At 73.1% G+C, this 18,862-nt stretch carries 20 protein-coding genes and 2 tRNA genes; 8 read left to right on the top strand and 14 right to left on the bottom strand.

Annotation, left to right across the window (positions count from 1 at the left end; genetic code table 11):
* Positions 1-13: 13 nt before the first annotated feature.
* Positions 14-550 carry an RNA polymerase sigma factor gene (locus tag IEZ31_RS48380; protein WP_190256888.1) on the top strand — a complete coding sequence of 179 codons (537 nt, stop codon included), beginning with the start codon at positions 14-16 and terminating at the stop codon, positions 548-550.
* Entirely contained in the window at positions 547-1,458 is a 912-nt protein-coding gene (locus tag IEZ31_RS48375; RefSeq protein WP_190256887.1) for a CU044_5270 family protein, read from the top strand. The genes IEZ31_RS48380 and IEZ31_RS48375 overlap by 4 nt, the downstream gene beginning before the upstream one ends.
* A gap of 45 nt (positions 1,459-1,503) precedes the next feature.
* Here the strand turns inward: IEZ31_RS48375 and IEZ31_RS48370 are convergent, their stop codons facing one another.
* A complete protein-coding gene (locus IEZ31_RS48370; protein ID WP_229837010.1) occupies positions 1,504-2,997 on the bottom strand; it encodes an arabinofuranosidase catalytic domain-containing protein in 1,494 nt (497 codons plus the stop codon).
* A gap of 167 nt (positions 2,998-3,164) precedes the next feature.
* Between IEZ31_RS48370 and IEZ31_RS48365 the strand changes: the two genes are divergently transcribed.
* Positions 3,165-3,575, top strand: a complete 411-nt coding sequence (locus IEZ31_RS48365) for a hypothetical protein (RefSeq protein ID WP_190256886.1) — start codon at positions 3,165-3,167, stop codon at positions 3,573-3,575.
* Here the strand turns inward: IEZ31_RS48365 and IEZ31_RS48360 are convergent.
* Together IEZ31_RS48360 and IEZ31_RS48355 are read right to left on the bottom strand one after the other, a co-directional pair.
* Positions 3,556-4,242 carry a response regulator gene (locus IEZ31_RS48360; protein WP_190256885.1) on the bottom strand — a complete coding sequence of 229 codons (687 nt, stop codon included), beginning with the start codon at positions 4,240-4,242 and terminating at the stop codon, positions 3,556-3,558. The genes IEZ31_RS48365 and IEZ31_RS48360 overlap by 20 nt on opposite strands.
* Positions 4,239-5,411: a sensor histidine kinase gene (locus tag IEZ31_RS48355; protein ID WP_190256884.1), complete on the bottom strand. Its 1,173-nt coding sequence runs from the start codon at positions 5,409-5,411 to the stop codon at positions 4,239-4,241. The genes IEZ31_RS48360 and IEZ31_RS48355 overlap by 4 nt, the downstream gene beginning before the upstream one ends.
* 169 nt (positions 5,412-5,580) lie before the next feature.
* On the opposite strand from IEZ31_RS48355, the gene IEZ31_RS48350 reads away from it, so the two are divergent.
* Together IEZ31_RS48350 and IEZ31_RS48345 are read left to right on the top strand one after the other, a co-directional pair.
* Positions 5,581-7,740 carry an MMPL family transporter gene (locus IEZ31_RS48350; RefSeq protein WP_190256883.1) on the top strand — a complete coding sequence of 720 codons (2,160 nt, stop codon included), beginning with the start codon at positions 5,581-5,583 and terminating at the stop codon, positions 7,738-7,740.
* Positions 7,741-7,784: 44 nt separating this feature from the next.
* Positions 7,785-8,219 (top strand): GNAT family N-acetyltransferase, encoded by a 435-nt coding sequence (locus IEZ31_RS48345; protein ID WP_229837008.1) that lies wholly within the window; start codon positions 7,785-7,787, stop codon positions 8,217-8,219.
* Here the strand turns inward: IEZ31_RS48345 and IEZ31_RS48340 are convergent.
* Complete coding sequence (locus IEZ31_RS48340) at positions 8,183-8,638, bottom strand: MarR family winged helix-turn-helix transcriptional regulator (protein WP_229837006.1); 456 nt, start codon at positions 8,636-8,638, stop codon at positions 8,183-8,185. The genes IEZ31_RS48345 and IEZ31_RS48340 overlap by 37 nt on opposite strands.
* 94 nt (positions 8,639-8,732) lie before the next feature.
* Here IEZ31_RS48340 and IEZ31_RS48335 point away from each other — a divergent pair, with 94 nt between their 5' ends.
* Entirely contained in the window at positions 8,733-9,149 is a 417-nt protein-coding gene (locus tag IEZ31_RS48335) for a MarR family transcriptional regulator (protein ID WP_190256882.1), read from the top strand.
* On the opposite strand, the gene IEZ31_RS48330 is transcribed toward IEZ31_RS48335, so the two are convergent.
* The 3 genes from IEZ31_RS48330 to IEZ31_RS48320 all read right to left on the bottom strand — a co-directional run bounded on the left by IEZ31_RS48330 (position 9,146) and on the right by IEZ31_RS48320 (position 10,290).
* The gene (locus IEZ31_RS48330) at positions 9,146-9,430 is read right to left on the bottom strand and encodes a hypothetical protein (protein WP_190256881.1); all 285 of its coding nucleotides are present in this window, start codon (positions 9,428-9,430) and stop codon (positions 9,146-9,148) included. The two genes, IEZ31_RS48335 and IEZ31_RS48330, sit on opposite strands and share 4 nt — an antisense overlap.
* Before the next feature lie 17 nt (positions 9,431-9,447).
* A tRNA-Met gene (locus tag IEZ31_RS48325) sits at positions 9,448-9,520 on the bottom strand.
* Positions 9,511-10,290, bottom strand: coding sequence for an alpha/beta fold hydrolase (locus IEZ31_RS48320; RefSeq protein ID WP_190256880.1), 780 nt, complete (start codon positions 10,288-10,290; stop codon positions 9,511-9,513). Before IEZ31_RS48320 ends, IEZ31_RS48325 begins: the two co-directional genes overlap by 10 nt.
* Positions 10,291-10,338: 48 nt before the next feature.
* Here IEZ31_RS48320 and IEZ31_RS48315 point away from each other — a divergent pair, with 48 nt between their 5' ends.
* Complete coding sequence (locus tag IEZ31_RS48315) at positions 10,339-13,278, top strand: AfsR/SARP family transcriptional regulator (protein ID WP_190256879.1); 2,940 nt, start codon at positions 10,339-10,341, stop codon at positions 13,276-13,278.
* A gap of 11 nt (positions 13,279-13,289) precedes the next feature.
* Here IEZ31_RS48315 and IEZ31_RS48310 read toward each other — a convergent pair whose 3' ends face one another.
* The 6 genes from IEZ31_RS48310 to IEZ31_RS48285 all read right to left on the bottom strand — a co-directional run bounded on the left by IEZ31_RS48310 (position 13,290) and on the right by IEZ31_RS48285 (position 17,132).
* A complete protein-coding gene (locus IEZ31_RS48310) occupies positions 13,290-13,841 on the bottom strand; it encodes a dihydrofolate reductase family protein (RefSeq protein ID WP_190256878.1) in 552 nt (183 codons plus the stop codon).
* A gap of 137 nt (positions 13,842-13,978) precedes the next feature.
* A complete protein-coding gene (locus IEZ31_RS48305; RefSeq protein ID WP_190256877.1) occupies positions 13,979-15,649 on the bottom strand; it encodes an ankyrin repeat domain-containing protein in 1,671 nt (556 codons plus the stop codon).
* Between the two features lie 26 nt (positions 15,650-15,675).
* Positions 15,676-15,748: transfer RNA gene (locus tag IEZ31_RS48300), tRNA-Arg, on the bottom strand.
* 14 nt (positions 15,749-15,762) lie between these two features.
* Complete coding sequence (locus IEZ31_RS48295) at positions 15,763-16,284, bottom strand: hypothetical protein (RefSeq protein WP_190256876.1); 522 nt, start codon at positions 16,282-16,284, stop codon at positions 15,763-15,765.
* A 21-nt stretch (positions 16,285-16,305) separates the two neighbouring features.
* Positions 16,306-16,794, bottom strand: coding sequence for an SRPBCC family protein (locus tag IEZ31_RS48290; RefSeq protein ID WP_190256875.1), 489 nt, complete (start codon positions 16,792-16,794; stop codon positions 16,306-16,308).
* Positions 16,791-17,132, bottom strand: coding sequence for a metalloregulator ArsR/SmtB family transcription factor (locus IEZ31_RS48285; protein ID WP_190256874.1), 342 nt, complete (start codon positions 17,130-17,132; stop codon positions 16,791-16,793). Before IEZ31_RS48285 ends, IEZ31_RS48290 begins: the two co-directional genes overlap by 4 nt.
* Positions 17,133-17,182: 50 nt before the next feature.
* On the opposite strand from IEZ31_RS48285, the gene IEZ31_RS48280 reads away from it, so the two are divergent.
* Entirely contained in the window at positions 17,183-17,686 is a 504-nt protein-coding gene (locus tag IEZ31_RS48280) for a GNAT family N-acetyltransferase (protein WP_190256873.1), read from the top strand.
* Here IEZ31_RS48280 and IEZ31_RS48275 read toward each other — a convergent pair.
* On the bottom strand, positions 17,667-18,827 hold the full coding sequence (locus tag IEZ31_RS48275; RefSeq protein WP_190256872.1) for an aromatic ring-hydroxylating oxygenase subunit alpha: 1,161 nt from the start codon (positions 18,825-18,827) through the stop codon (positions 17,667-17,669). The genes IEZ31_RS48280 and IEZ31_RS48275 overlap by 20 nt on opposite strands.
* Positions 18,828-18,862: the final 35 nt, after the last annotated feature.

The following is an 18,862-nucleotide window of genomic DNA, read 5'->3' as shown; positions in this document are numbered from 1 at the left end:
AGGAGTGCAGCTTGTGGAGCATCCCGATGAAGGTCGCTGGTTCACCGCTCTCTACGGGGAGTTCCGGCCGCGAGTGTATGCCTATGCGGTCAGCCGGGTCGGGCGGGACCTTGCCGACGACGTCGTCGCGGACACGTTTCTCGTGGTGTGGCGGCGGCTCGACGCCGTGCCGGCGGTGCCGTTGCCGTGGTTGCTCGGCGTGGCGCGCAACGTCATCCGCGAGCGGTATCGCGAGGAGGTCCGGCAGGTGAGCCTCGCGGCCGAGATGCGGGCCTGGGTCGAGGAGGCGCAGGCCGACGTCGCCGACGGGGTGACCGAGAAGGCGGCGATGCTCGCGGCGCTCGCGCGGCTCGGTGACGACGACCGGGAGCTGCTGACCCTCGTGGCCTGGCACGGGCTCGGCGCCCGGGAGGCCGCGAAGGTCGTCGGCTGCTCCACGGCCACCTACTTCGTCCGGCTGCACCGCGCCCGGAAGCGGCTCGAGCAGGCGCTCGCCGGGTCGGCTCGTCGCCCACCGGTATCCCGACCGACCCAGGAGTACAGTCGATGAGCAAGATCATGCGTTCCTTAGCCGAGGCTCGCCCGAGCCGGCTCACGCCCGAGCCGGCGCCCGACGATCTTTCGATGATCATGTCGTACCCCAGGCAGGCCGAACGCCGCCGCACCCCGGCGCGACGCCTCGTGCTGGCGGGGGCCGGGCTGGCCGCGATCGCCGCGGTCACGGCGGCGGTGGCGCTGCGGCCTTCGACTCCCGGCGATGTCAGCGCTGCGCCGTCGACTGCCGCTTCGACCGATCTGTTGTTGGTCGCCGCGCAGCACAACGACGGCAAGGCCGTCGAGAGCGGCCGCTACTGGGTCGTGCGCGCCGAGCATGGCTCGCCCGGCATGACCGTCGAGCAGTGGCTCGCCACGCGGGCCGGCGACCCCTCGGTCGGGTACTTCCGCGGAACGTCGGGCGGGTGGACGGTACGCCCGATGGAAGGACACACCGCGGACAACAACTTCCTCGTCGCCGGGCTGCCCCGATCCGCGGCGCAGCTGGCCGGCCTGCCGACCGAGCCCGGCGCGCTCAAGGCGCGGCTCCTGGACTGGTATGCGGAGAAGGGCACGACGGAGAGCCGCGACGAGTTCCTCTTCTACGCCGGTGCGGGCCTCGTGCTGGACCTGCCGGTCCCGGCGCCGGTGCGCGCGGGCGCCTATCGGATGCTCGCCCAACTGCCCGGCATCGAGGTGCTCGGCCCGGTGACCGACGCGCTGGGCCGTGGCGGGGCGGCGGTCGGCTACAGCCGGCGCGGCGACGGCGGCTCGGTCGGCCAGCAGCGGCTGGTCATCGACCCGGCGACGGGCGAGGCGCTCGCGCGGGAGTCGTGGACGGACGGCGTCCGCCTCTCGTATACGGCGATCCTCAAGGCGCGCTGGTCGGACGGCACCCCGCCGGCCGCTTCCGAGCTGGACTGACGGTGGAGCTGGGGCGCGGTCGGCTGACCGCGCCCCAGAGCCTGGTCAGGGTGCGATCGCCCAGAGCTGGCAGGTGTTGTTCAGCCACATCCAGAGCTGCACCTTCGTGCCGTTGGCGGTGCCGCAGTTCTGGTCGTCGAGGACCATGCCGCTGTTCTCGACCACGAGCTCGTAGCGGCCGTTGCCGGCGGGGATGACCGCCCACTGCTGGCACAGGTTGCCCAGCGACTGCCACAGGTTGGTGGCGGTGCCGAGCGCCAGGCCGCAGTTGACGGCGTCGAGGACCTTGTTGGCGTTGACGTTCGTGATCGTCCACTTGTTCGCGCCGACGCTGTTGAAGCGCCACTGCTGGCAGGTGTTGCCCAGCGCCTGCCAGACGTCGATCTGGGTGCCGTTGGCGGTGCCGCAGTTCACCGCGTCGAGCACCTTGCCGCTCGCGAGGTTCGTCAGCCGGTAGGTGGAGCCGTTCGCCGGGAACGTGACGCTCTTGCTGTAGCCGACCGAGACGATGTTCGCCTGGACCGAGTTCTCGGTGGCGTCGGTCGGGTAGCCGCTGGTCATGACGCCCTCGAAGAACGAGCCGACGGAGCCGTTGCTGTTGTCGCCGCCGATGCCGAGGATGATCGCGCCCTGCTTGGTCATCGGACGGTACCCCGACTGGCTGGGCAGCGCGCCGTTGTACCGGGTGGCCAGGCTGCCGGACTGCGCGTTGCCGTCCTTGATGGCGTACGTCGTCGTGCCGTTGTTCTTCAGCATCGCCGTCACGAACGCCGTGCTGCGCCCGGTGTTCGCGGTCCAGGAGCCGTCGCCGCCGGCGAACAGGCCGTTCTCCAGGTCGGCCGCGACGCGCGGGCCGCCCGCGCACGGCGAGAACCAGCACAGTGTGCCGAAGTAGATCGCGTCCATGTCACCGTTGCCGGTGTCCATGTTGTTCGTCTCGGCGTTGCCGTAGTCGAAGCAGCAGCGGTCGTTGAAGTGCGTGCCCTCGGTGACCATGTACATGCCCTCGGGCTGGCTGCCGGTGGCGACGCCGTTGGTGGCGTTGTTGCGGTAGCCGTTGCCGGCTGAAATGTACACGCCGTAGACCTTGTGGCCGCCCGCCGTCACCGGCAGGGCCGCGGCGTTGGCGCCCTGGTCGGCGGTCGGGTTCGCGCCGCCGCCGGGCGCGATCGTCAGGTCGTTGTGCCGGGAGGTCTGGTCGTAGATGCGCACGATCGTGCAGTACGTGCCGGAGCAGAACGAGTCCTGCGTCGCGGCGTTGGCGTAGCCGCCGGCGCTCAGCACGCCGATGTTCGCGGTCGCGCCGTCCGACCAGCGGCGCACCTGGTACAGCGAGCCGTTGTACGAGCCGAACAGGGCGCGGGTGGTGCTGTGCGCGGCGACGCAGGGCGTGCCGCCGCTCGCGTAGATGTCGCAGGGCAGCGTGCCGGCCGCCTGCGCCGTGCCGGGCGCGGCGATCAGCGCCGCGGCGACGAGCGCCACGGCGGCGACGCTCGGGAGGACGGTGCGCCGCAGCCGGCGCGAGGACCAGAAACCCATGGCGGGGGCCTCTCTGGGATGTTAGCGCTCACATTTCGTTGCTCGGGCCGGGGACAGATATGAGCGGACATTGGGTGTCATGAGTGTTATCGCTCACATCGACGGTGTCAAGCGGCTGCCGGCCGACTGCACGCCGCCTGCAATGCCCCGCCCGCATCGTGAGTGGCATGACGCCGCGACTGGAGCGCTACCAGAACCGTTTCGAACGCGAGCCCCTGGACTACCGCCCGTCGTCGGCGACGACCGCGGCCGTCCTGCTGGTGATCATCGGCTCGCTGGGCGTCGTGCTCGGGATGTCGATGGTGAGCAACGCGTCGCTGGCGGGCTCCTGGCTCCTGGTGCTGGTCCTAGCCGCCATCGGCGTGCCGGCGACCGAGGCGATCGGTGGCATCGGCGTGTGGCAGGGCCGCCGCTGGGGCCGCTGGATGGCGCTGTTCGGCTGCGGCGCCAACCTGCTGGCCAGCGCGGTCTTCCTCTTCAACGGCGCGCCGCTGATGGGCCTCATCGGCTGCGCGCTGTACCTCGGCCTGTGCCTGCAACTCTGCCTCGACTCGATCATCAGATGGTGTCACCCCTGACCCGTGGACCGTCGCCCGGTCGCACCAGCCCTGTCTCGTACGCCAGGATCACCGCCTGCACCCGGTCCCGCAGCCGCAGCTTGGCCAGGATCCGCTTCACGTGCGTCTTGACGGTCGACTCCTCGACGCTGAGCAGCTCGGCGATCTCACCGTTCGTCCGCCCCCGTGCCACGGACTCCAGCACCTCCCGCTCCCGTGGCGTCAACTCCATCAGCCGCCGTCCGGCCACCGGATCCGGCTGCGGCTGCCGGGTCATCCGGTCGATGACCGTGCGGGTCACCGCCGGCGACAGCAACGACTCGCCCGCCGCGACGGTGTGGATGGCCGCGATGAGCTGCTCCGGCTGCGTGCGCTTGAGCAGGAACCCGGACGCCCCCGCGCACAACGCCCCGAACACGTAGTCGTCGTCCTCGAACGTCGTCAGAATCAGGATCCGCGCCGCCGACCCGCCCGCCACGATCTCGGCGGTGGCGCCGATGCCGTCGAGCTGCGGCATCCGCACGTCCATCAGCACCACGTCCGGCTCCTCGCGGCGCGTCAGCTCGACCGCCTGCCGACCGTCCGACGCCTCCCCGACGACCACGATGCGGTCGTCGACCGACAGCACGGCGCGCAAGCCCGCCCGCATCAGGTCGTCGTCGTCGACGACGAGCACTCGCAACGTCATGCCGGGACGCTGTCGGAGGCTAAGTGCGGCAGGCAGGCCGACAGTCGATATCGGCCACCCACCTGCTCGGTGCGTAACGTGCCGCCGAGCAGCAGCGCCCGCTCCCGCATGCCGACGATGCCGTGGCCGCCGCCCGTCGCCGGCGCGCTGCTGCGGGCGGGATTGGTGACGGTGATCTCGACGGCGCCGCCGGTGCAGCGCACCGACACGTCGGCGCTGCCGTCGCCGTGCCGCGTCGCGTTGGTCAGCGCCTCCTGCAGGATGCGATACGCGGCGGAGGCCACACTCCGCGGCACCGCAGCGACAGAACCCGCGACGTGGGACCTCAGCACCAGTCCGCCCGCCCGGAAACCGGCCAGCAGATCCTGGATCGCCGCCGGGCCGGTCGGGGTCAGGTCGCTCTGCCCGTCCTCGCGCAGTGCGCGGACCAGCCGGCTGATCTCGTCCATCGTGCCCCGCGCCACGTCCTCGATGGTGCGCAGCGCCTTCCTGGAGCACTCCGGGTCGCGCTCGTGCAGCAGCCGCGCCGCGCCCGCCTGGACCAGGATGACGCTGATCGCGTGGCCGGCCGAGTCGTGCAGCTCCCGCGCGATGCGGGTGCGCTCCTGGGCCGCGGCGAGCCGGTGCTCCCGCTCGACCTCCAGCTCGGCGCGCACCGCCCGCTCCTCGAGCGCGACGATGCGCTCGCGCCGGAGCCGGCTCCGGTCGCCGGCGATCCAGACGGCGCCGAACATGAGAGCCAGCGCGCTCAGCTCGACGGTGATGTCGGACAGGTTGTCGCCGGCGATCGAGTAGATGACGACGAGCGCCGGGCCGAACCCGACCACCGCGGCCAGCGCGCCCCGCCGCCGGACCGGATCGGCCGCGCCGCTGTAGCGGACGGCGACGGTGTAGCCGGCGAGCGCCGCGCCGAGCGGGAAGTCGAGCGGATAGTTGAGGACGAGCATCGTGAGGGTGCCCACGGTCACGGTCGCGTAGACGGTCATCGGCGCCCGCTCGCGCAGGGTCAACGGCACGGACGCGACGAGGGCGAGCATGACGCCGACCGGGTCGAGCGGCGTCGCCAGCGGGCTCGGCGTCCCGAAACCGCCCGCGCCCAGCGTGCCCAGCGCGATCGCCAGGGTGACCCCCGCGATCGTGCCGTCCACCAGCAGCGTTCGCCTGTCCATGCCGCAAGCGTAGAGAGCCGGACCGCCGGGTGCGACGCTCCGTGGAGGGATCTCGAGTCCCCCCACGGTGGTACCCGAAGATCCCTGGCGCGAGCGATGCGCCCCGGCGCCCGGCGCTCATACCGTTGCCGGCGAACGACTTCCGGCCGACCGCAAGGAGCGCACAGCGATGGACAACCGCACCGTCTTCACACGGCTCGCGGCCCGTTCCTACCGGCACCGCTGGCTCGCGCTCGTCGCCTGGGTCGCCGTGCTGGCCGCGGTCACCGTCGCCGCACAGGTCGTCGGCGGCGACTTCCGCAACGACTTCTCGCTCCCCGGCGCGGAGTCGCAGCGCGCCCTCGACACGCTGCAGGAGCGCGCACCGGAGCAGGCGGGAGCGACCGTCCAGGTGGTCGTCGAGCGCACCGGCGGCCTGGCGGCCCCACCGGTGCGCGAACAAGTGGAAGCGATGCTCGCCGAGGTGGCCGACCTGCCCCGCGTCGCCGCCGTGCGCGGCCCCTACGCCGACCCGAGCGCCATGTCCGGCGACGGCACCATCGGCTACGCCACGGTGGTGCTCGACGCCCCGTCGGAGCAGGTGCCGGCGGAGGACGTGCGCCGCATCATCGACGCCGCCAAGGCCGCCGGCGGCGACGGCCTGCGCGTCGAGCTCGGCGGCGATCCCGTCCGCAACGCGCAGGAGAGCGAGGGCGGCGGCCCGGCCGAAGGCGCCGGGATCCTGGCTGCGCTGGTGATCCTGGTGTTCCTCTTCGGCTCGCTGCTCGCCGCCAGCCTGCCGATCGTCATCGCGGTGTTCGCGGTCGGCAGCGCGATCGGCCTCATCACGCTGGCCTCGCACCTCGCGACCGTCGCCGACTTCACGGTGCCGCTGATGCTGCTCGTCGGGCTCGGCGTGGGCATCGACTACGCGCTGCTGGTCTTCTCGCGATACCGCGGCGAGCTGCTCCACGGCGCCGACCGCGAGGCCGCCGCGCGCACCGCGCTCGACACCGCCGGCCGCACGGTCTTCTTCGCCGGGTGCACGGTCATCGTCGCGCTCCTCGGCCTCATCGCCCTCGGGCTCGGCTCGCTGCAGGGGGTCGCGGTCGCGATCGCGGTGACGGTGCTCGTCACGATGGTCGCATCGCTGACCCTGCTGCCGGCGCTGCTCGCGGTGGTCGGCGGTCGCGTCGAGCGCGGCCTGCGCAAGCGGGCCGAGCGCACCGAACGGTCGGGACGGGCCGGCCGGCGGGAAGGCGATCGCTGGCGCGCCTGGTCCGCGCTCGTGGAGCGCCGGCCGTGGATTTCTCTGGTACTGGCCGTCGGCGCTCTCGTCGCCCTCGCGTGGCCGGCGCTCGGCATCCGGCTCGGCTTCGCGGACGCCGGGACGGACGCGCCGTCGGCGACCTCGCGAGCCGCGTACGACCTGCTGGCCAAGGGCTTCGGCGCCGGCTTCAACGGCCCGCTCGTGATCGTGGTCCGCGGTGACGACGCGACGGCGGCGAGCGTGGCGCGCGCGGTGTCGTCCACGGACGGCGTCGCGGCCACGACCTCCCCGCTGTCGTCGGGCGACGGCCTGTCGACCATCATCGCCTTCCCGGAGACCGGGCCGCAGGACGCGCGGACCGCCGAGCTCGTCGACCGGCTCCGTTCGCAGACCCTGCCGCCGTTGGCGGCGAGCAGCGGCGCGACGCTGCTCGTCGGCGGGAGCACGGCCGCGGTGGTCGACTTCGCCGACGCGGTGGGCCGGCGGCTGCCGGTGTTCGTCGGGCTGGTCGTCGGGTTGTCGGCCCTGCTCCTGCTCGTGGTGTTCCGCTCGGTGCTGATCCCGATCAAGGCGGCGCTGCTCAACCTGCTGAGCGTCGGTGCCGCGATGGGCGCCGTCACGCTCGTGTTCCAGGACGGCCGGTTCGGGGCGCAGCCCGGGCCGATCGAGGCGTACGTGCCGGTCATGATCTTCGCCATCGCCTTCGGGCTGTCGATGGACTACGAGGTCTTCCTCCTCGCCCGCATGCACGAGGAGTGGCAGCGCACCCGCGACGCCGCGTCGGCCGTCCGGGAGGGCCTGGCGACGACGGGCCGGATCGTGACGGCTGCGGCGGCCATCATGGTCCTGGTGTTCGGCTCGTTCCTGCTCGACCCGGGCCGGATGCTGCAGCAGTTCGGCTTCGGCCTGGCGGTGGCGGTGCTGCTCGACGCGGTCGTCATCCGCTGCCTGATCGTGCCCGCGGTGATGCACCTTCTCGGCGCCCGCGCCTGGTGGCTGCCGCGCCGGCTCGACGGCTTACTGCCGCGCGTGGCCATCGAGTCTGCTTCCGAGCCCGCTCCCGAGCCCGCCGGGCGCTGAGCCGCGCGTTGCCGGCGGGGCGGGCCTCGCGGATCATCGTGGTTGTGATCGAGGTGCGGGAATGTCTGACTGCCGATGCGGCGGCGGTCGCGGAGTTGGCGGGGGAGCTGGCGCAGTCGTTCCCTTTCGTGCCGGAGCGGTTCGGCGAGAGCTACGCGGCGCTGCTCGGTGACGATGCCGCCTGCCTGCTGCTGGCCGTCGACGGCGGCGACGCGGTGGGCTATCTGCTCGGGTTCCGGCACCTGACGTTCTACGCCAACGGGCCCGTCGGGTGGGTCGAAGAGATTCTCGTCCGGTCCGACCGGCGATCGAGCGGGGTCGGGCGGCTGCTGATGGACGAGTTCGAGCGGTGGGCCGCGCGGCGCGGCTGTGTGCTGGTCGCGCTCGCCACGCGGCGGGCCTCGGCGTTCTACCTCGCCCTCGGCTACGACGAGTCGGCCAGCTACTTCCGCAAGGTGTTGCCGTCCCAGGAGCCGTGATGCCGGACGAGCCGGGTCAGCAGGTCCACCAGCTGCTCCCGCTCGGCGTCGGTCAGCGGCGCCAGCACGTCGCGCTCGGCCGCGGCCAGGAGCTCGTCCAGGGCCAGCAGCTGCCGGTGGCCCGCCTCGGTGAGGGTGATGACGTTCTGGCGGCGGTCTGCCGGATTCGGGGACCGGTCGACCTGGCCGCGCTCGGTCAGCTCGTTGATGACCGCCACCAGGTCACTGCGGTAGATGCCCGTGCGCTGGCTCAGCTCGGCCTGGCTGGCCGGGCCGAACTGTTCCAGCGTCGACAGCACCGCGTAGTGCCACTTCCGCGCGTCCGCGGTGGCCAGACCCTCGTTCACCCGGCGGTCGGCGTGCATCGCGGCCAGCGACAACAACCGTGTCGGGCGCCTGCTCAGCGTGCTCTCGCTCACGCCGGCGATCGTACCCCTTGCGTTAGTCACACTAACGACCTAGCTTCGTTGGTGGCACGAACGTTAGTCGGACCAACAAACCTGGGAGATCGAGATGAGCAGCGAGTTCACCACCGCCGTCATCGGGCAGACCGAGAAGGCCCTCAACGCGATCCTCGACCGGCTGCTCGCCGGGCGGAGCCTCACCGAGCCACAGTGGGTGGCGCTGACCCTGACCGTCATGGGCGGCGACGCGCGGCGGATCGCCGGGGCGCTCAAGGTCGACGAGGCCGCGGCCCGGCAGCGGCTCGCCGAGCTGGCCGAGGGCGGGCTGGTCCGGCTCGACGCCGCCGGCGCCGCGACCGCCACCGAGGCCGGCCGGGCGCGGTGGAGCGAGGTCCGCGCCGAGATCGGGCCGATCACCGAGCGGCTGTGGGGCGACCTGCCGAAGGCCGACCTCGACGTCACCGGCCGCGTGCTGGGCACGATCCTGGACCGCGCCAACCAGTACCTGGCCAGGCCTGAACTTTAGGTGCAGCGCTGGGTGAACTGCGCCGGGACGGACTTCGTGGAGGGGCTGGTGGCGCGCAGCGTCATCGTGTGGGTGCCCGCGTCGAGGGGGACGGGCGTCCGGGAGGCCGGCGGCGCAGCGGCGGAGGAAGGGAAGGAGGAGGGCGTCTGGGCGTCGGGCGACAGCGGCGGGGCGGGGACGCGGCGGATCGCGGTGCCGTCCGAGGGCGAGGAGCAACCCGCGACCGCCCACACCGCCACGGCCGCCGCGGCACCGCCGAGGAGCCAGCCGGGTCGTTGCATGGAACGGCAGCTTAGGGCAGGGCCGACCGGAATCGAACCGGCGTCCTCCGGATTATGAGTCCGGCGCGTCGACCTCTGCGCTACGACCCTGCCTTCGCACACAGTACGGCCTCCTCCAGGAACTCCTCGATCATCGGGGCCAGCGCCTCGGCGCGGTGCGGGATCGTGGTGTGGGTGGTGCCCGGCAGGATCGCCAGGCGGCAGGCGGGCAGGCCGGTCAGGTCGCCGGGCACGCCGCCGCCGAGCAGCCGGAACATCTGCACCGCGTGCTCGGGAGTGACGATGTCGGCGTCGCCGAGCACCAGCATCGTCGGGGCGGCGAGCGCGCGGATCTGCGCGGCCGTCCACGACGGCAGGTTCGCGTCGAGGACCTTCATCTTCGTCACCAGGTTCGCCCAGCCGGCGGGATCGGGCGCCGTCCGCAGGTACTCCTCGTGGAACTCCGAACCGTGCAGGTGCTCCGGCTGGAGGTCCTGAATGCCCTCCAGCAGCCCGGGGTACACGCCCCCGAGGTCGAAGCTCACCGATGCCAGCACCAACCGGCCGACGCGGGACGGGTGGTCGGTGCCGAGGCGCAGGCCGACCGACGCGCCCATGCTCCAGCCGAAGACGTCGGCCCGGTCGAGGCCGAGGCGGTCCAGCAGCTCGACGACGTCGGAGGCGAAGTGCTCGATGGTGAAGGGCCGGTCGATGTCGGGCGTGCGGCCGTGCGCCTGCAGCTCCACCGCAAGAACCCGCCGCGTGCGGGCGAGGACCGGCAGGATCTGGCCGAACGAGGTACCGATGCCGGACAGCGCGCCGTGGATCAGCACCAGCGGGCGCTCTCCGCCGCTGCCGTGCGTCTCGAAGTAGAGGTCCATGCAGCGACGATGCGCCGCCGCGCTTTCGGTCCGCTTACGATGGGCGCCGTGCAGTTCGGCGTGCTCGGGCCGCTCGCCGTCAGCACCGACGCCGGCGAGCCGGTGGTCGTGCCCGGCACGAAGGTGCGGATGCTGCTGGCCGACCTGCTCGCGCATCGCAACCGGGTGGTCTCCGCCGACCGGCTCATCGACGACCTGTGGGGCGACGACCCGCCCGCCAACGCCGCCGGCGCGCTGCAGGTGCGGGTGTCGCAGCTGCGCAAGGCGCTCAACGACGCCGAGCCGGGCGCGCGTGACCTGATCGAGTCGCGGCCGCCGGGGTACCTCCTGCGTGCCGTCATCGACGCGGACCGATTCACCCAGATCGAGCCCGAGGCCGCCCTGCGGCTGTGGCGGGGCGAGCCTTACGCCGACTTCGCGGACGAGGAGTTCTGCCGTGCCGAGGCGACCCGGCTGAAGGAGCAGCGGCTGGTCGCCCTGGAGCGGCTCGCCGAGGCCCGGCTGGAGCGCGGCGAGCACGACCTCGCCGTCGCCGACCTGGCCGAGCTCGTCGCCCAGCACCCGCTGCGGGAGGGGCTGCGCGCGCTGCACCTGCGCGCCCTCTACGCCGCCGGCCGCCCGGCCGAGGCCCTCGACAGCTACGCCGACCTGCGTGAACGGCTCGCCGAGGAGCTGGGGCTCGACCCCGGGCCGGAGCTCGTCGCGCTGCACCGCCGGATCCTGCGGCAGGACGCCGGGCTGAGCGCACCGCCGCGCGCCGCCATCGTCCGCAACAGCCTGCCGGCCCGGCTCGACGAGCTGGTCGGGCGGGCCGAGGCGCTCGCCGAGCTGCGCACGGTGCTGCCTGCCGAACGGCTCGTGACGCTCATCGGGCCCGGCGGAGTCGGCAAGACACGACTGGCGATCGAGGCCGTTCGGTCACTGGACGGCGTGCAGCTGGTGGAGCTCGCGCCGCTGCCGGCCGGCGACGAGCACCTCGCCGAGCACATCCTCGGCACCCTGGCGATCCGCGACACCACCGGCGACGCCGCCGAGCGACTGATCTCGGCGCTGCGGCACGCGAAGACGCTCCTGCTCGACAACTGCGAGCACGTCATCGAGCCGGTCGCGGCGCTGGTCGCCCGGCTGCTGCGGGACGTGCCGGGGCTCCGCGTGCTCGCCACCAGCCGCGAGCCGTTGGGGCTGGCCGGCGAGGTGCTCTGGGAGGTACCCCCGCTGCATCTGCCGCACGACGACCACGACGTCGACGCCGTGCGGCGCTCGCCCGCGGCGCGGCTGTTCGCCGCCCGGGCCGCCGCCCAACAGCGCGGGTTCCGGCTCGACGCCCGCACCGCGCCCGCCGTCGCGCAGCTCTGCCGCCGCCTCGACGGCCTCCCGCTTGCGCTGGAGCTGGCCGCGACCCGCGTGCGCGCGTTCGGCGTGCAGGGCGTGCTCGACCGGATCGAGCTCGTGTCGACCCGGCAGCGGGACGTGCCGCCGCGCCAGCGCACCATGACCGCCGTCATCGGCTGGAGCTGGGACCTGCTCGACCCGGCCGACCAGCAGGTCCTCGCCGGGCTCGCGGTGTTCGCCGACGGCTGCGCGCCCGAGGCCGCCGAGCGGATCTGCGGCACCGACCTCGACGCGCTCGGCCGGCTGGTCGACCGCTCGCTCGTCGTCGCCGACGGCGGCCGCTTCCGCCTGCTGGAGACGGTGGCCGCCTTCTGTCTCCCGCGTCTGCTCGACGTCGATGGGCTGCGCGCCCGGCACGCCGCGTACTACACCGAGCTCGCCGAACTGGCCGACCCGCGGCTGCGCGGCCCCGACCAGCAGGAATGGCTCGCACGGCTCGACGCGGAGACCGGCAACCTGCGCCTGGCCCTCGCGCACGGCGGCGGGCTGCGCCTGGCCAACGCCCTGACCTGGTACTGGTTCCTGCGCGGCCGCTTCACCGAGGCCCGCCGCGCGCTCTCCTCCGGCGGCTCCGCGGCCGAGGTCGCGGCGGCCGCGCCGTGGCGGGCCGGGTTCGCGCTCCTGCAGGGCGACCCGGTGGCATCCCTGGACGCGGCGTTGGTCGATGCCTCCCCGCGGGCGGCGTGGTTCGTGGCACAGGCGGCCGTCGATGCCTCGCTGCTGCCCACCGCGCCGGACGACCCGTGGACCGAGGCGGCGGTGCTGGCCTCGCGGGCCATGCACGCCCATGCCGCAGGGGATTTGACGGTACTGCGGGAAGCCGCCACCCGCAGCGCCGCCCTCTTCGCCGAGATCGGCGACCGGTGGGGACGGCTGCAGGCCAACGACTGGCTCGGCGGGCTGGCCGAGATGCGCGGCGAGCACGAGCGGGCCGCGGCCCTGCATCGGGAGGGGCTGCGCTGGGCCGAGGAGCTGTCGCTGTGGCCCGACGTCGGGAGCAAGCTGTCCTGGCTGGCCTGGATCGCGGTGCAGACCCGCGACTACGGCGCCGCCCGGGAGCTGGCCGAGCGCGCCTACGCGCTGGTCGTCGAGCACGGTGCGCCGTCCGCGGTGGTGTTCGCGGAGCTGTCGCTCGGCATCGCGTGCCGGCGCTCGGGCCAGCTGGACCTGGCCGTTGCGCACCTCGGCGGGCTGGTGGAGGCGGGCCGGCGGGAGCCGCGGCCGGCGCTCTACCTGCCGATGGTGCTGGTCGAGCTGGGGTACGCGCGCTCGGAGCAGGGCGACCCCGCGGCCGCGCTGCGGCTGCACCTGGAGGCGTTCGACGTGGCCACCGCGGGCGGCTGGCCGCGGGACGCCGCGGGGGCGCTGGAGGGCATCGCCTCCGCGGCGCCCTCCCCTGTGATCGCCGCCCGGCTGCTGGGTGCCGCGGCGGCGGCCCGGGAGTCGCTGGACGCGCCGGCGTCGCCGGCCGAGCAGGACGATCTGGACGAGGTGTCGACGCGCCTCTGCGCGGCGTTGGGCGCTGCTGCGTTCGCGTCGTCGGTGGCCGAGGGACGACGGCTGAGCCCGGGCGAGGCCCGGGCCCTGCTGTCGTAGTGCTCTCCGGTTCAGGAGGCCTTGGGGCGGTACGACACGATGATCACGCCGCTCTTGTGCACGCGGGTGTCGATCAGCTCGAAGGCCGCCTTCACGTCCTTCAGCGGCGTGCTGACGCTGTCGCCGCCCTCGATGACCGGGCAGATCCAGAACCGGACCTCGTCGACCAGCCCGGCCTTGACGAGCTGCGTGGTGACCGAGCCGTACCCGTACTGCAGGATGTCCCTGCCCTCCTGCGCCTTGAGCCTGCGCACCTCCTCGACCAGGTCGCCCTGCAGCACCTCGGAGTTGTTCCAGGCCGGGTCGGTGAGCGTGCGGGAGACGACGTACTTCTTCACGTGGTTGAAGTACGCGGCGCCGGTGGTCGGGTCGCTCTCGTCCTGCAGCGGCCAGGCGGCGGACATGCCGTCGTAGGTGACCCGGCCCATGATGAGCGCGTCGGCGTTGTCGGTCTGCATTCCGGCGAACTCCATGGCCTCCTCGTCGAAGTACGGCGACGTCCACGCCGGGTTCTCGATGACCCCGTCGAGGGTGATGTAGGTCGAGTTGATGAGCTTCCGCATCTGGACTCCTCGGTATCGTCCGGCTGTTCGCTGTTGACACCCATGACCCTGCCGGGGCGCCCTTACGATTCGCTTCAGGTGCGCTTTCGCCGGCTGCGGGGCCTTCTCGTCGGGTCAGACGAGCCGGGCAGCCGCCTTCAGAGTCGGGACAGGAAGGTGAGGTCCTGCCAGTCGTTGCGGGCGCCGGCGATGTACGACGGGTAGGCGCCGTACTCGGTCTCGGCCCTCGGGTCGGCGCCGCAGTCCAGCAGGAGGCGCATGAAGTCGGGGTGGCCGCCGTTCATGGCCGCCAGGTAGAGGGGGGTGCGGCCGATCTTGTCCCGGGCGTCGACCGGCACGCCGTCCTGGAGCAGGCCGGGCACCACCCGGCGGAAGTCGACCCACATCCCCATGTGGAGGAGGGACCAGCCGTTGGGGTCGCGCATCAGCGGGTCGATCACGCCGTCCGCGAGGGCCGAGAGGAGCCAGTCGGTGTCGCCGTGCTGCATGCGGTGGCGCACCTCGCGGACCGTCGCCGACAGCGTCCGCGGGAGGTGGCCGGTGCCCGTGGTCCAGGTCAGGTGCACCGCGAAGCAGCCGGCGCTCGTTCCGCCGAGGGCGCGGAGGGTCTCCTCCCGCAGTACCTCCGCCTCGGAATGGTCCTCCATCCGCAGCCTGCCGCCGGAGACCGACACGGTGTGCCAGGTGCCCTGGCAGCGGACCCGGGCCGCCGCGGGCTCGGCGGGGCGCGGGGGAGTGCGGGGAGGGCTGGCCGGCAGCGCGGGGAACAGCGCCTCGCGGATCAGCGGGTGCAGGTCGCCGGGGGTGCGGTGGCCGGCGGCGATGAGGATCAGGTCGGCGGGTACGCCGTCGGTGACCACCCGGAGCGGGATCTCCAGGTAGTCGCCGAGGTCGGCCGCGGTCGCCTTGAGCGCGCCGGGCAGGGCCGCGAACGCCCGCGCCGCGTCGGAAGCGGCCGAGGCCGCGGAGGGTGAGGGCGCGCCGCTTCGCCACGGGGACGCGTCCGCCGGGATGTCGAGGTCCAGCCGTGCGCCGTACAAGGTGTTCACCTGGGGGGAGCCGAACGCGCTCGATGCCAGGCGCAGCTCCTCGGCCAGGCCGACCGGGCAGGCCGGGCCCACGCCGCCGTGCCGGAGGGCGTCCGGGTCGACGTCCGTGACGTCGAAGCCGCACTCCTCCCAGGCGCCGACCAGGTCGCCGGCGGCCAGCTGGAGGTAGACGCGCTCGGTCCGCGCCGCCAGGTCGTCGCCGATGCCGAGCGCTTCCGGCGGTAGCGGGCGGCCGTCCGGGGTCAGCAGGGGCATCCTCGTCGCGGAGCCGCCCCACGCCGCCCGGAGGCGCGCCGTTTCGCGGATGTCCCAGGTGTGGCGCGGTGCCACGTACCACCGCTCGTCCTCCAGCTCCTCGAACGTCGTCACGTCGAGGCGGAGGCGTTGCGGGCCCGCCGGGGACTTCGGGTGGCGGACCCGCAGCAGTGGGCCGACGTTGGCGTCCGTCAACGGGGCCAGCACGGCGCTCACGCGGGGATGCAGGGTCGTCATGCCGCCGCGGTGTCTCGGGAGGTGCCACCACAGCAGGTCGAGGCACAGGTGGTGGAGGTTGTCCTCGAGCTCGTCCGCGGCCACGCCGCCGAACCGCTCCCGCGTCGCGGCCAGGTCGATGTCCACCTCGGTGCGGGCCAGCTCCGCGGCCCGGCGCCAGTCGCCCGCCGCCCGAGCCTCGGCCGCCGCCTCGACCACGTGCGGCGGCAGGGCCTCGGCCCGGATCCGCCGCCACTGTGGGATGTCTCGGCGCAGCGTCGTGAGCACGGTTCGACCTCCGGGTGGGCAGGGCGGTAGGCCGACCGGATTCGAACCGGCGTCTTCCATCTACGCAAGCTGGTGTGACGACCTCTGCACTACGGCCTACCGCGCCCCGCAGCCTAGTTCATCGCCGTCCGGACGAACGTGGTCAGGGCCTCCGGCGGCAGGCCCAGCCAGCGGGCCCGCTGCACGGCCATCAGCAGCAGGTGGGCGACCATCCGCTCGCGCCACTCGCGCTGGCCCGCCCACTCCCACAAGCGCTCGAAGCCCAGGTCGCCCGCCTCCAGGCCGTAGCCGACGCGCAGCTCCGCGGCCAGTTCGGCGATCGCGGCCAGGCGGCTCGCGCCGGGGCGGGCGCACTGCAGGGCCGGCAGGTTGAGCCAGCAGCCCGCCGGTGGGTCCGACGCCAGCACGTCGAGGGCCGGATCGTGGGCCCCCGTGAACAGGACGTCGAAGACGTACAGCGGCTGCCCGGACGGGCCGATCAGCTCCACGTCATGATCGGCGGACAGGCCCAGCAGGCGGCGCGCCTCGAAGTCGGCCAGGCGGGGTGTGGTGACCACCGCCTCGCCGACGTGGGGGACGGTGACCCGCCACGTTCCGCCGGTCGGGCCGATCAGCAGTGCTCGATTTCGATCCACGCGAAGCAGGGTAGGGGCGGGTCAGGCGCCCCGCAGGGACTCGTAGTGCGACTGCATCGACGGGTAGTAGTCGTCGAAGGACGGCAGCGGAGTGTCGTCGCGGGAGGCCACCAGCTGGTCCAGGTAATACTCCCAGCCGGGGCCGACCTCACCCAGGCCGTCGAGCGACGTGAGGTGCTGGACGAAGCGCAGCTCGGTCTGGGAAGCCGAGGGCGAGGACAGCAGCAGCTCCATGTGCCACGAGCCGTGGTCGTCCACACTGGACAGCGCCAGGCGGGTCGGCGGCTCGCAGGCGTCGATGGTCATGTCCATCCACGGGGACGACGGCTCGAACGACATCTGGACCTGGATCGTCCTCCCCGGCCCGGGCGTGCCCTTCCACGAGCCGAACCAGCGGGCCGTCCGCTCCGGCTCCGTCACGCTGGCCCACACGTCGTCGATCGGCGCGCGGAACGAGCGGGTCAGGACGAGATCCTTGCCGAACAGTCGGCCGGTCGGTTCACGGGTCATGCCGAACGCTCCCTCAGAGAAGATTCGCGGCGGGTGCGGTGCACCTCGGTCGCCAGGGCATCCAAGCGGTGCTCCCAGCCGTCGGGACGCCCGAGCTGGGTCAACCACTCGACCAGCGGCGCGATCGGCGCCGTGTCGAGCTCGTAGAGACGCTGCCGCCCGACCAGCGTGTCGCGCACCAGCCCGCTCTCCCGCAGCACGCGCAGGTGGCGGCTGACCGCGGGCCGGCTGATCGGGAAGTGGCCGGCGATCTCGCCGGCCGGCACCGGCCCGGACCGCAGCAGGGTGAGGATGCTGCGGCGCACGGGATCGGCGACGGCCGCCGCGACCAGGTCCACGGCGAAAGCGTAACCAATAGGTTACGTGAATCGCAAGCCATACTGGGCGCATGGACATCCGGATCGCCCAGGCCACCGACGTCGAGCGACTCGTCGCCCTCGTCCAGTCCGCGTATCGCGGCGACGCCAGCCGCGCCGGCTGGACCACCGAGGCCGACCTGCTCGACGGCCAGCGCGTCGACGCCGACATGGTGCGCCAGGCCATGACCGAGGGCGTCGTCCTGATCGACGGTGACGCAGCGGCGTGCTGCCAGCTGGAGCGGCGCGACGGCTACGCGTACTTCGGGATGTTCGCCGTCGACCCGGCCCGGCAGGGACAGCACCGGGGCAAGGCGATGCTCGCCGAGGCCGAGCGCTACGTCAGCGAGGAGTGGGGCGCCGAGGAGATGCGCATGACGGTCATCGTGCAGCGCGAGGACCTCATCGCCTGGTATGTGCGGCGCGGCTACGAGCGCACCGGCGAGGTGTCGCCGTTCCCCTACGGCGACGAGCGCTTCGGCAAGCCCCGCCGCGACGACCTCGCGTTCGAGACGCTCACGAAGAAGCTGGGCTGACCGCCGCGCGCAGGGCCGCGGCCGGGTCGAGGTAGGCGCTCGCGACCAGGGAGATCCACTGGTAGACGGCGTCCTCGTTGGAGGCGAGCGGGCCGGGGACGAAGTGCGGGGACGACACCCCGCGCTGCACCGACTCGCACGCGGCCCAGTCCTGCCGGTTGGTCAGGTCCCAGAAGTCGACCGCGTACGCCGTCGCATCGATCGACGGTTCGAAATACCAGCTGCACTCGATCGCCGTCCGTCCGGGCTCGATCGGCGTCAGGCGGTGCGTCATCACGTAGTCGGGGTGGGCCGAGATCAGCAGGTTGGGGAACAGCGCGACGTAGAGGATCGTGCGCCGCGGTGCGCCGTCGATGAACGCGCCGGCGCCCCGCCCGTCGAAGGACATCGTCTCGGCGTGGTCGCGCAGGTCCATCGTGCCGCCGACCCACGCGCCCGGCAGCGCCCAGTTGTCGCCCGAGGTCGGCGGGGAGACCTTACACAGCTCGGGGTGGATCAGGGGGCAGTGGTAGCACTCCTGGTAGTTCTCGACGATGACCTTCCAGTTGGCCGCCACCTCGTAGACGTGCCGGTCCCCGAGTTTCAGGGTTTCCAGGTTGTACGGCGTGAGCAGCCCGTCGAGCACCCCGACGTACTCGTCCACCGGCGGGGCGGCCGCGCCGGCGTTGACCAGCACCCAGCCGTGCCGCACGGCGGCCCGCAGCTCCACCAGCCCGAGCGCGGCGGCGTCGAAGTTGGCCACGCCGGCCATGTGCGGCGCCGTCGCCAGCGACCCGTCGAGCTTGAACGCCCAGCCGTGGTAGGGGCAGACGGCCGAGGGGCGATCGGCCGCCGACCCGTCGGGCAGCAGCTCGTGCCCCCGGTGCCGGCACACGTTCGCGAAGGCACGGACGCCGCCGGGGCCTCCGTCGGGGCCGAATGTCAGCAGTACACCCACATCCCCAACGGTCACGGCACGCTGGGTGCACCCGGCGGACAGCTCGGCGAGCCGCCCGACACAGGTCCATCCGCCGGCGAACAGGTGCCGCCGCTCCCACGCCAGGACCGAGGGGTCGGTGTAGGCCGCCGCGGGGAGGGTGAACGACTCCCCGAACGGCCGCAGCGCCGCTTCGAGGGCCAAGGGGTCGAGCGGTGCCGCCATAGCAACCATGATGGCGCCGGCGAACCCGCCGGCGC

Origin of the sequence: Dactylosporangium sucinum, from assembly GCF_014647515.1 — a bacterium.
GTDB classification, from domain to species: domain Bacteria; phylum Actinomycetota; class Actinomycetes; order Mycobacteriales; family Micromonosporaceae; genus Dactylosporangium; species Dactylosporangium sucinum.
This window is presented reverse-complemented; position numbering and strand designations above follow the sequence as displayed.

What these genes read in the sequence shown, in the direction of transcription:
- IEZ31_RS48375 (WP_190256887.1), top strand. Translation starts at nt 547, where the DNA reads ATGAGCAAGATCATGCGTTCCTTAGCCGAGGCTCGCCCGAGCCGGCTC.
- IEZ31_RS48370 (WP_229837010.1), bottom strand. Translation starts at nt 2,997, where the DNA reads ATGGGTTTCTGGTCCTCGCGCCGGCTGCGGCGCACCGTCCTCCCGAGC.
- IEZ31_RS48365 (WP_190256886.1), top strand. Translation starts at nt 3,165, where the DNA reads ATGACGCCGCGACTGGAGCGCTACCAGAACCGTTTCGAACGCGAGCCC.
- IEZ31_RS48360 (WP_190256885.1), bottom strand. Translation starts at nt 4,242, where the DNA reads ATGACGTTGCGAGTGCTCGTCGTCGACGACGACGACCTGATGCGGGCG.
- IEZ31_RS48355 (WP_190256884.1), bottom strand. Translation starts at nt 5,411, where the DNA reads ATGGACAGGCGAACGCTGCTGGTGGACGGCACGATCGCGGGGGTCACC.
- IEZ31_RS48350 (WP_190256883.1), top strand. Translation starts at nt 5,581, where the DNA reads ATGGACAACCGCACCGTCTTCACACGGCTCGCGGCCCGTTCCTACCGG.
- IEZ31_RS48335 (WP_190256882.1), top strand. Translation starts at nt 8,733, where the DNA reads ATGAGCAGCGAGTTCACCACCGCCGTCATCGGGCAGACCGAGAAGGCC.
- IEZ31_RS48330 (WP_190256881.1), bottom strand. Translation starts at nt 9,430, where the DNA reads ATGCAACGACCCGGCTGGCTCCTCGGCGGTGCCGCGGCGGCCGTGGCG.
- IEZ31_RS48320 (WP_190256880.1), bottom strand. Translation starts at nt 10,290, where the DNA reads ATGGACCTCTACTTCGAGACGCACGGCAGCGGCGGAGAGCGCCCGCTG.
- IEZ31_RS48310 (WP_190256878.1), bottom strand. Translation starts at nt 13,841, where the DNA reads ATGCGGAAGCTCATCAACTCGACCTACATCACCCTCGACGGGGTCATC.
- IEZ31_RS48290 (WP_190256875.1), bottom strand. Translation starts at nt 16,794, where the DNA reads ATGACCCGTGAACCGACCGGCCGACTGTTCGGCAAGGATCTCGTCCTG.
- IEZ31_RS48280 (WP_190256873.1), top strand. Translation starts at nt 17,183, where the DNA reads ATGGACATCCGGATCGCCCAGGCCACCGACGTCGAGCGACTCGTCGCC.
- IEZ31_RS48275 (WP_190256872.1), bottom strand. Translation starts at nt 18,827, where the DNA reads ATGGCGGCACCGCTCGACCCCTTGGCCCTCGAAGCGGCGCTGCGGCCG.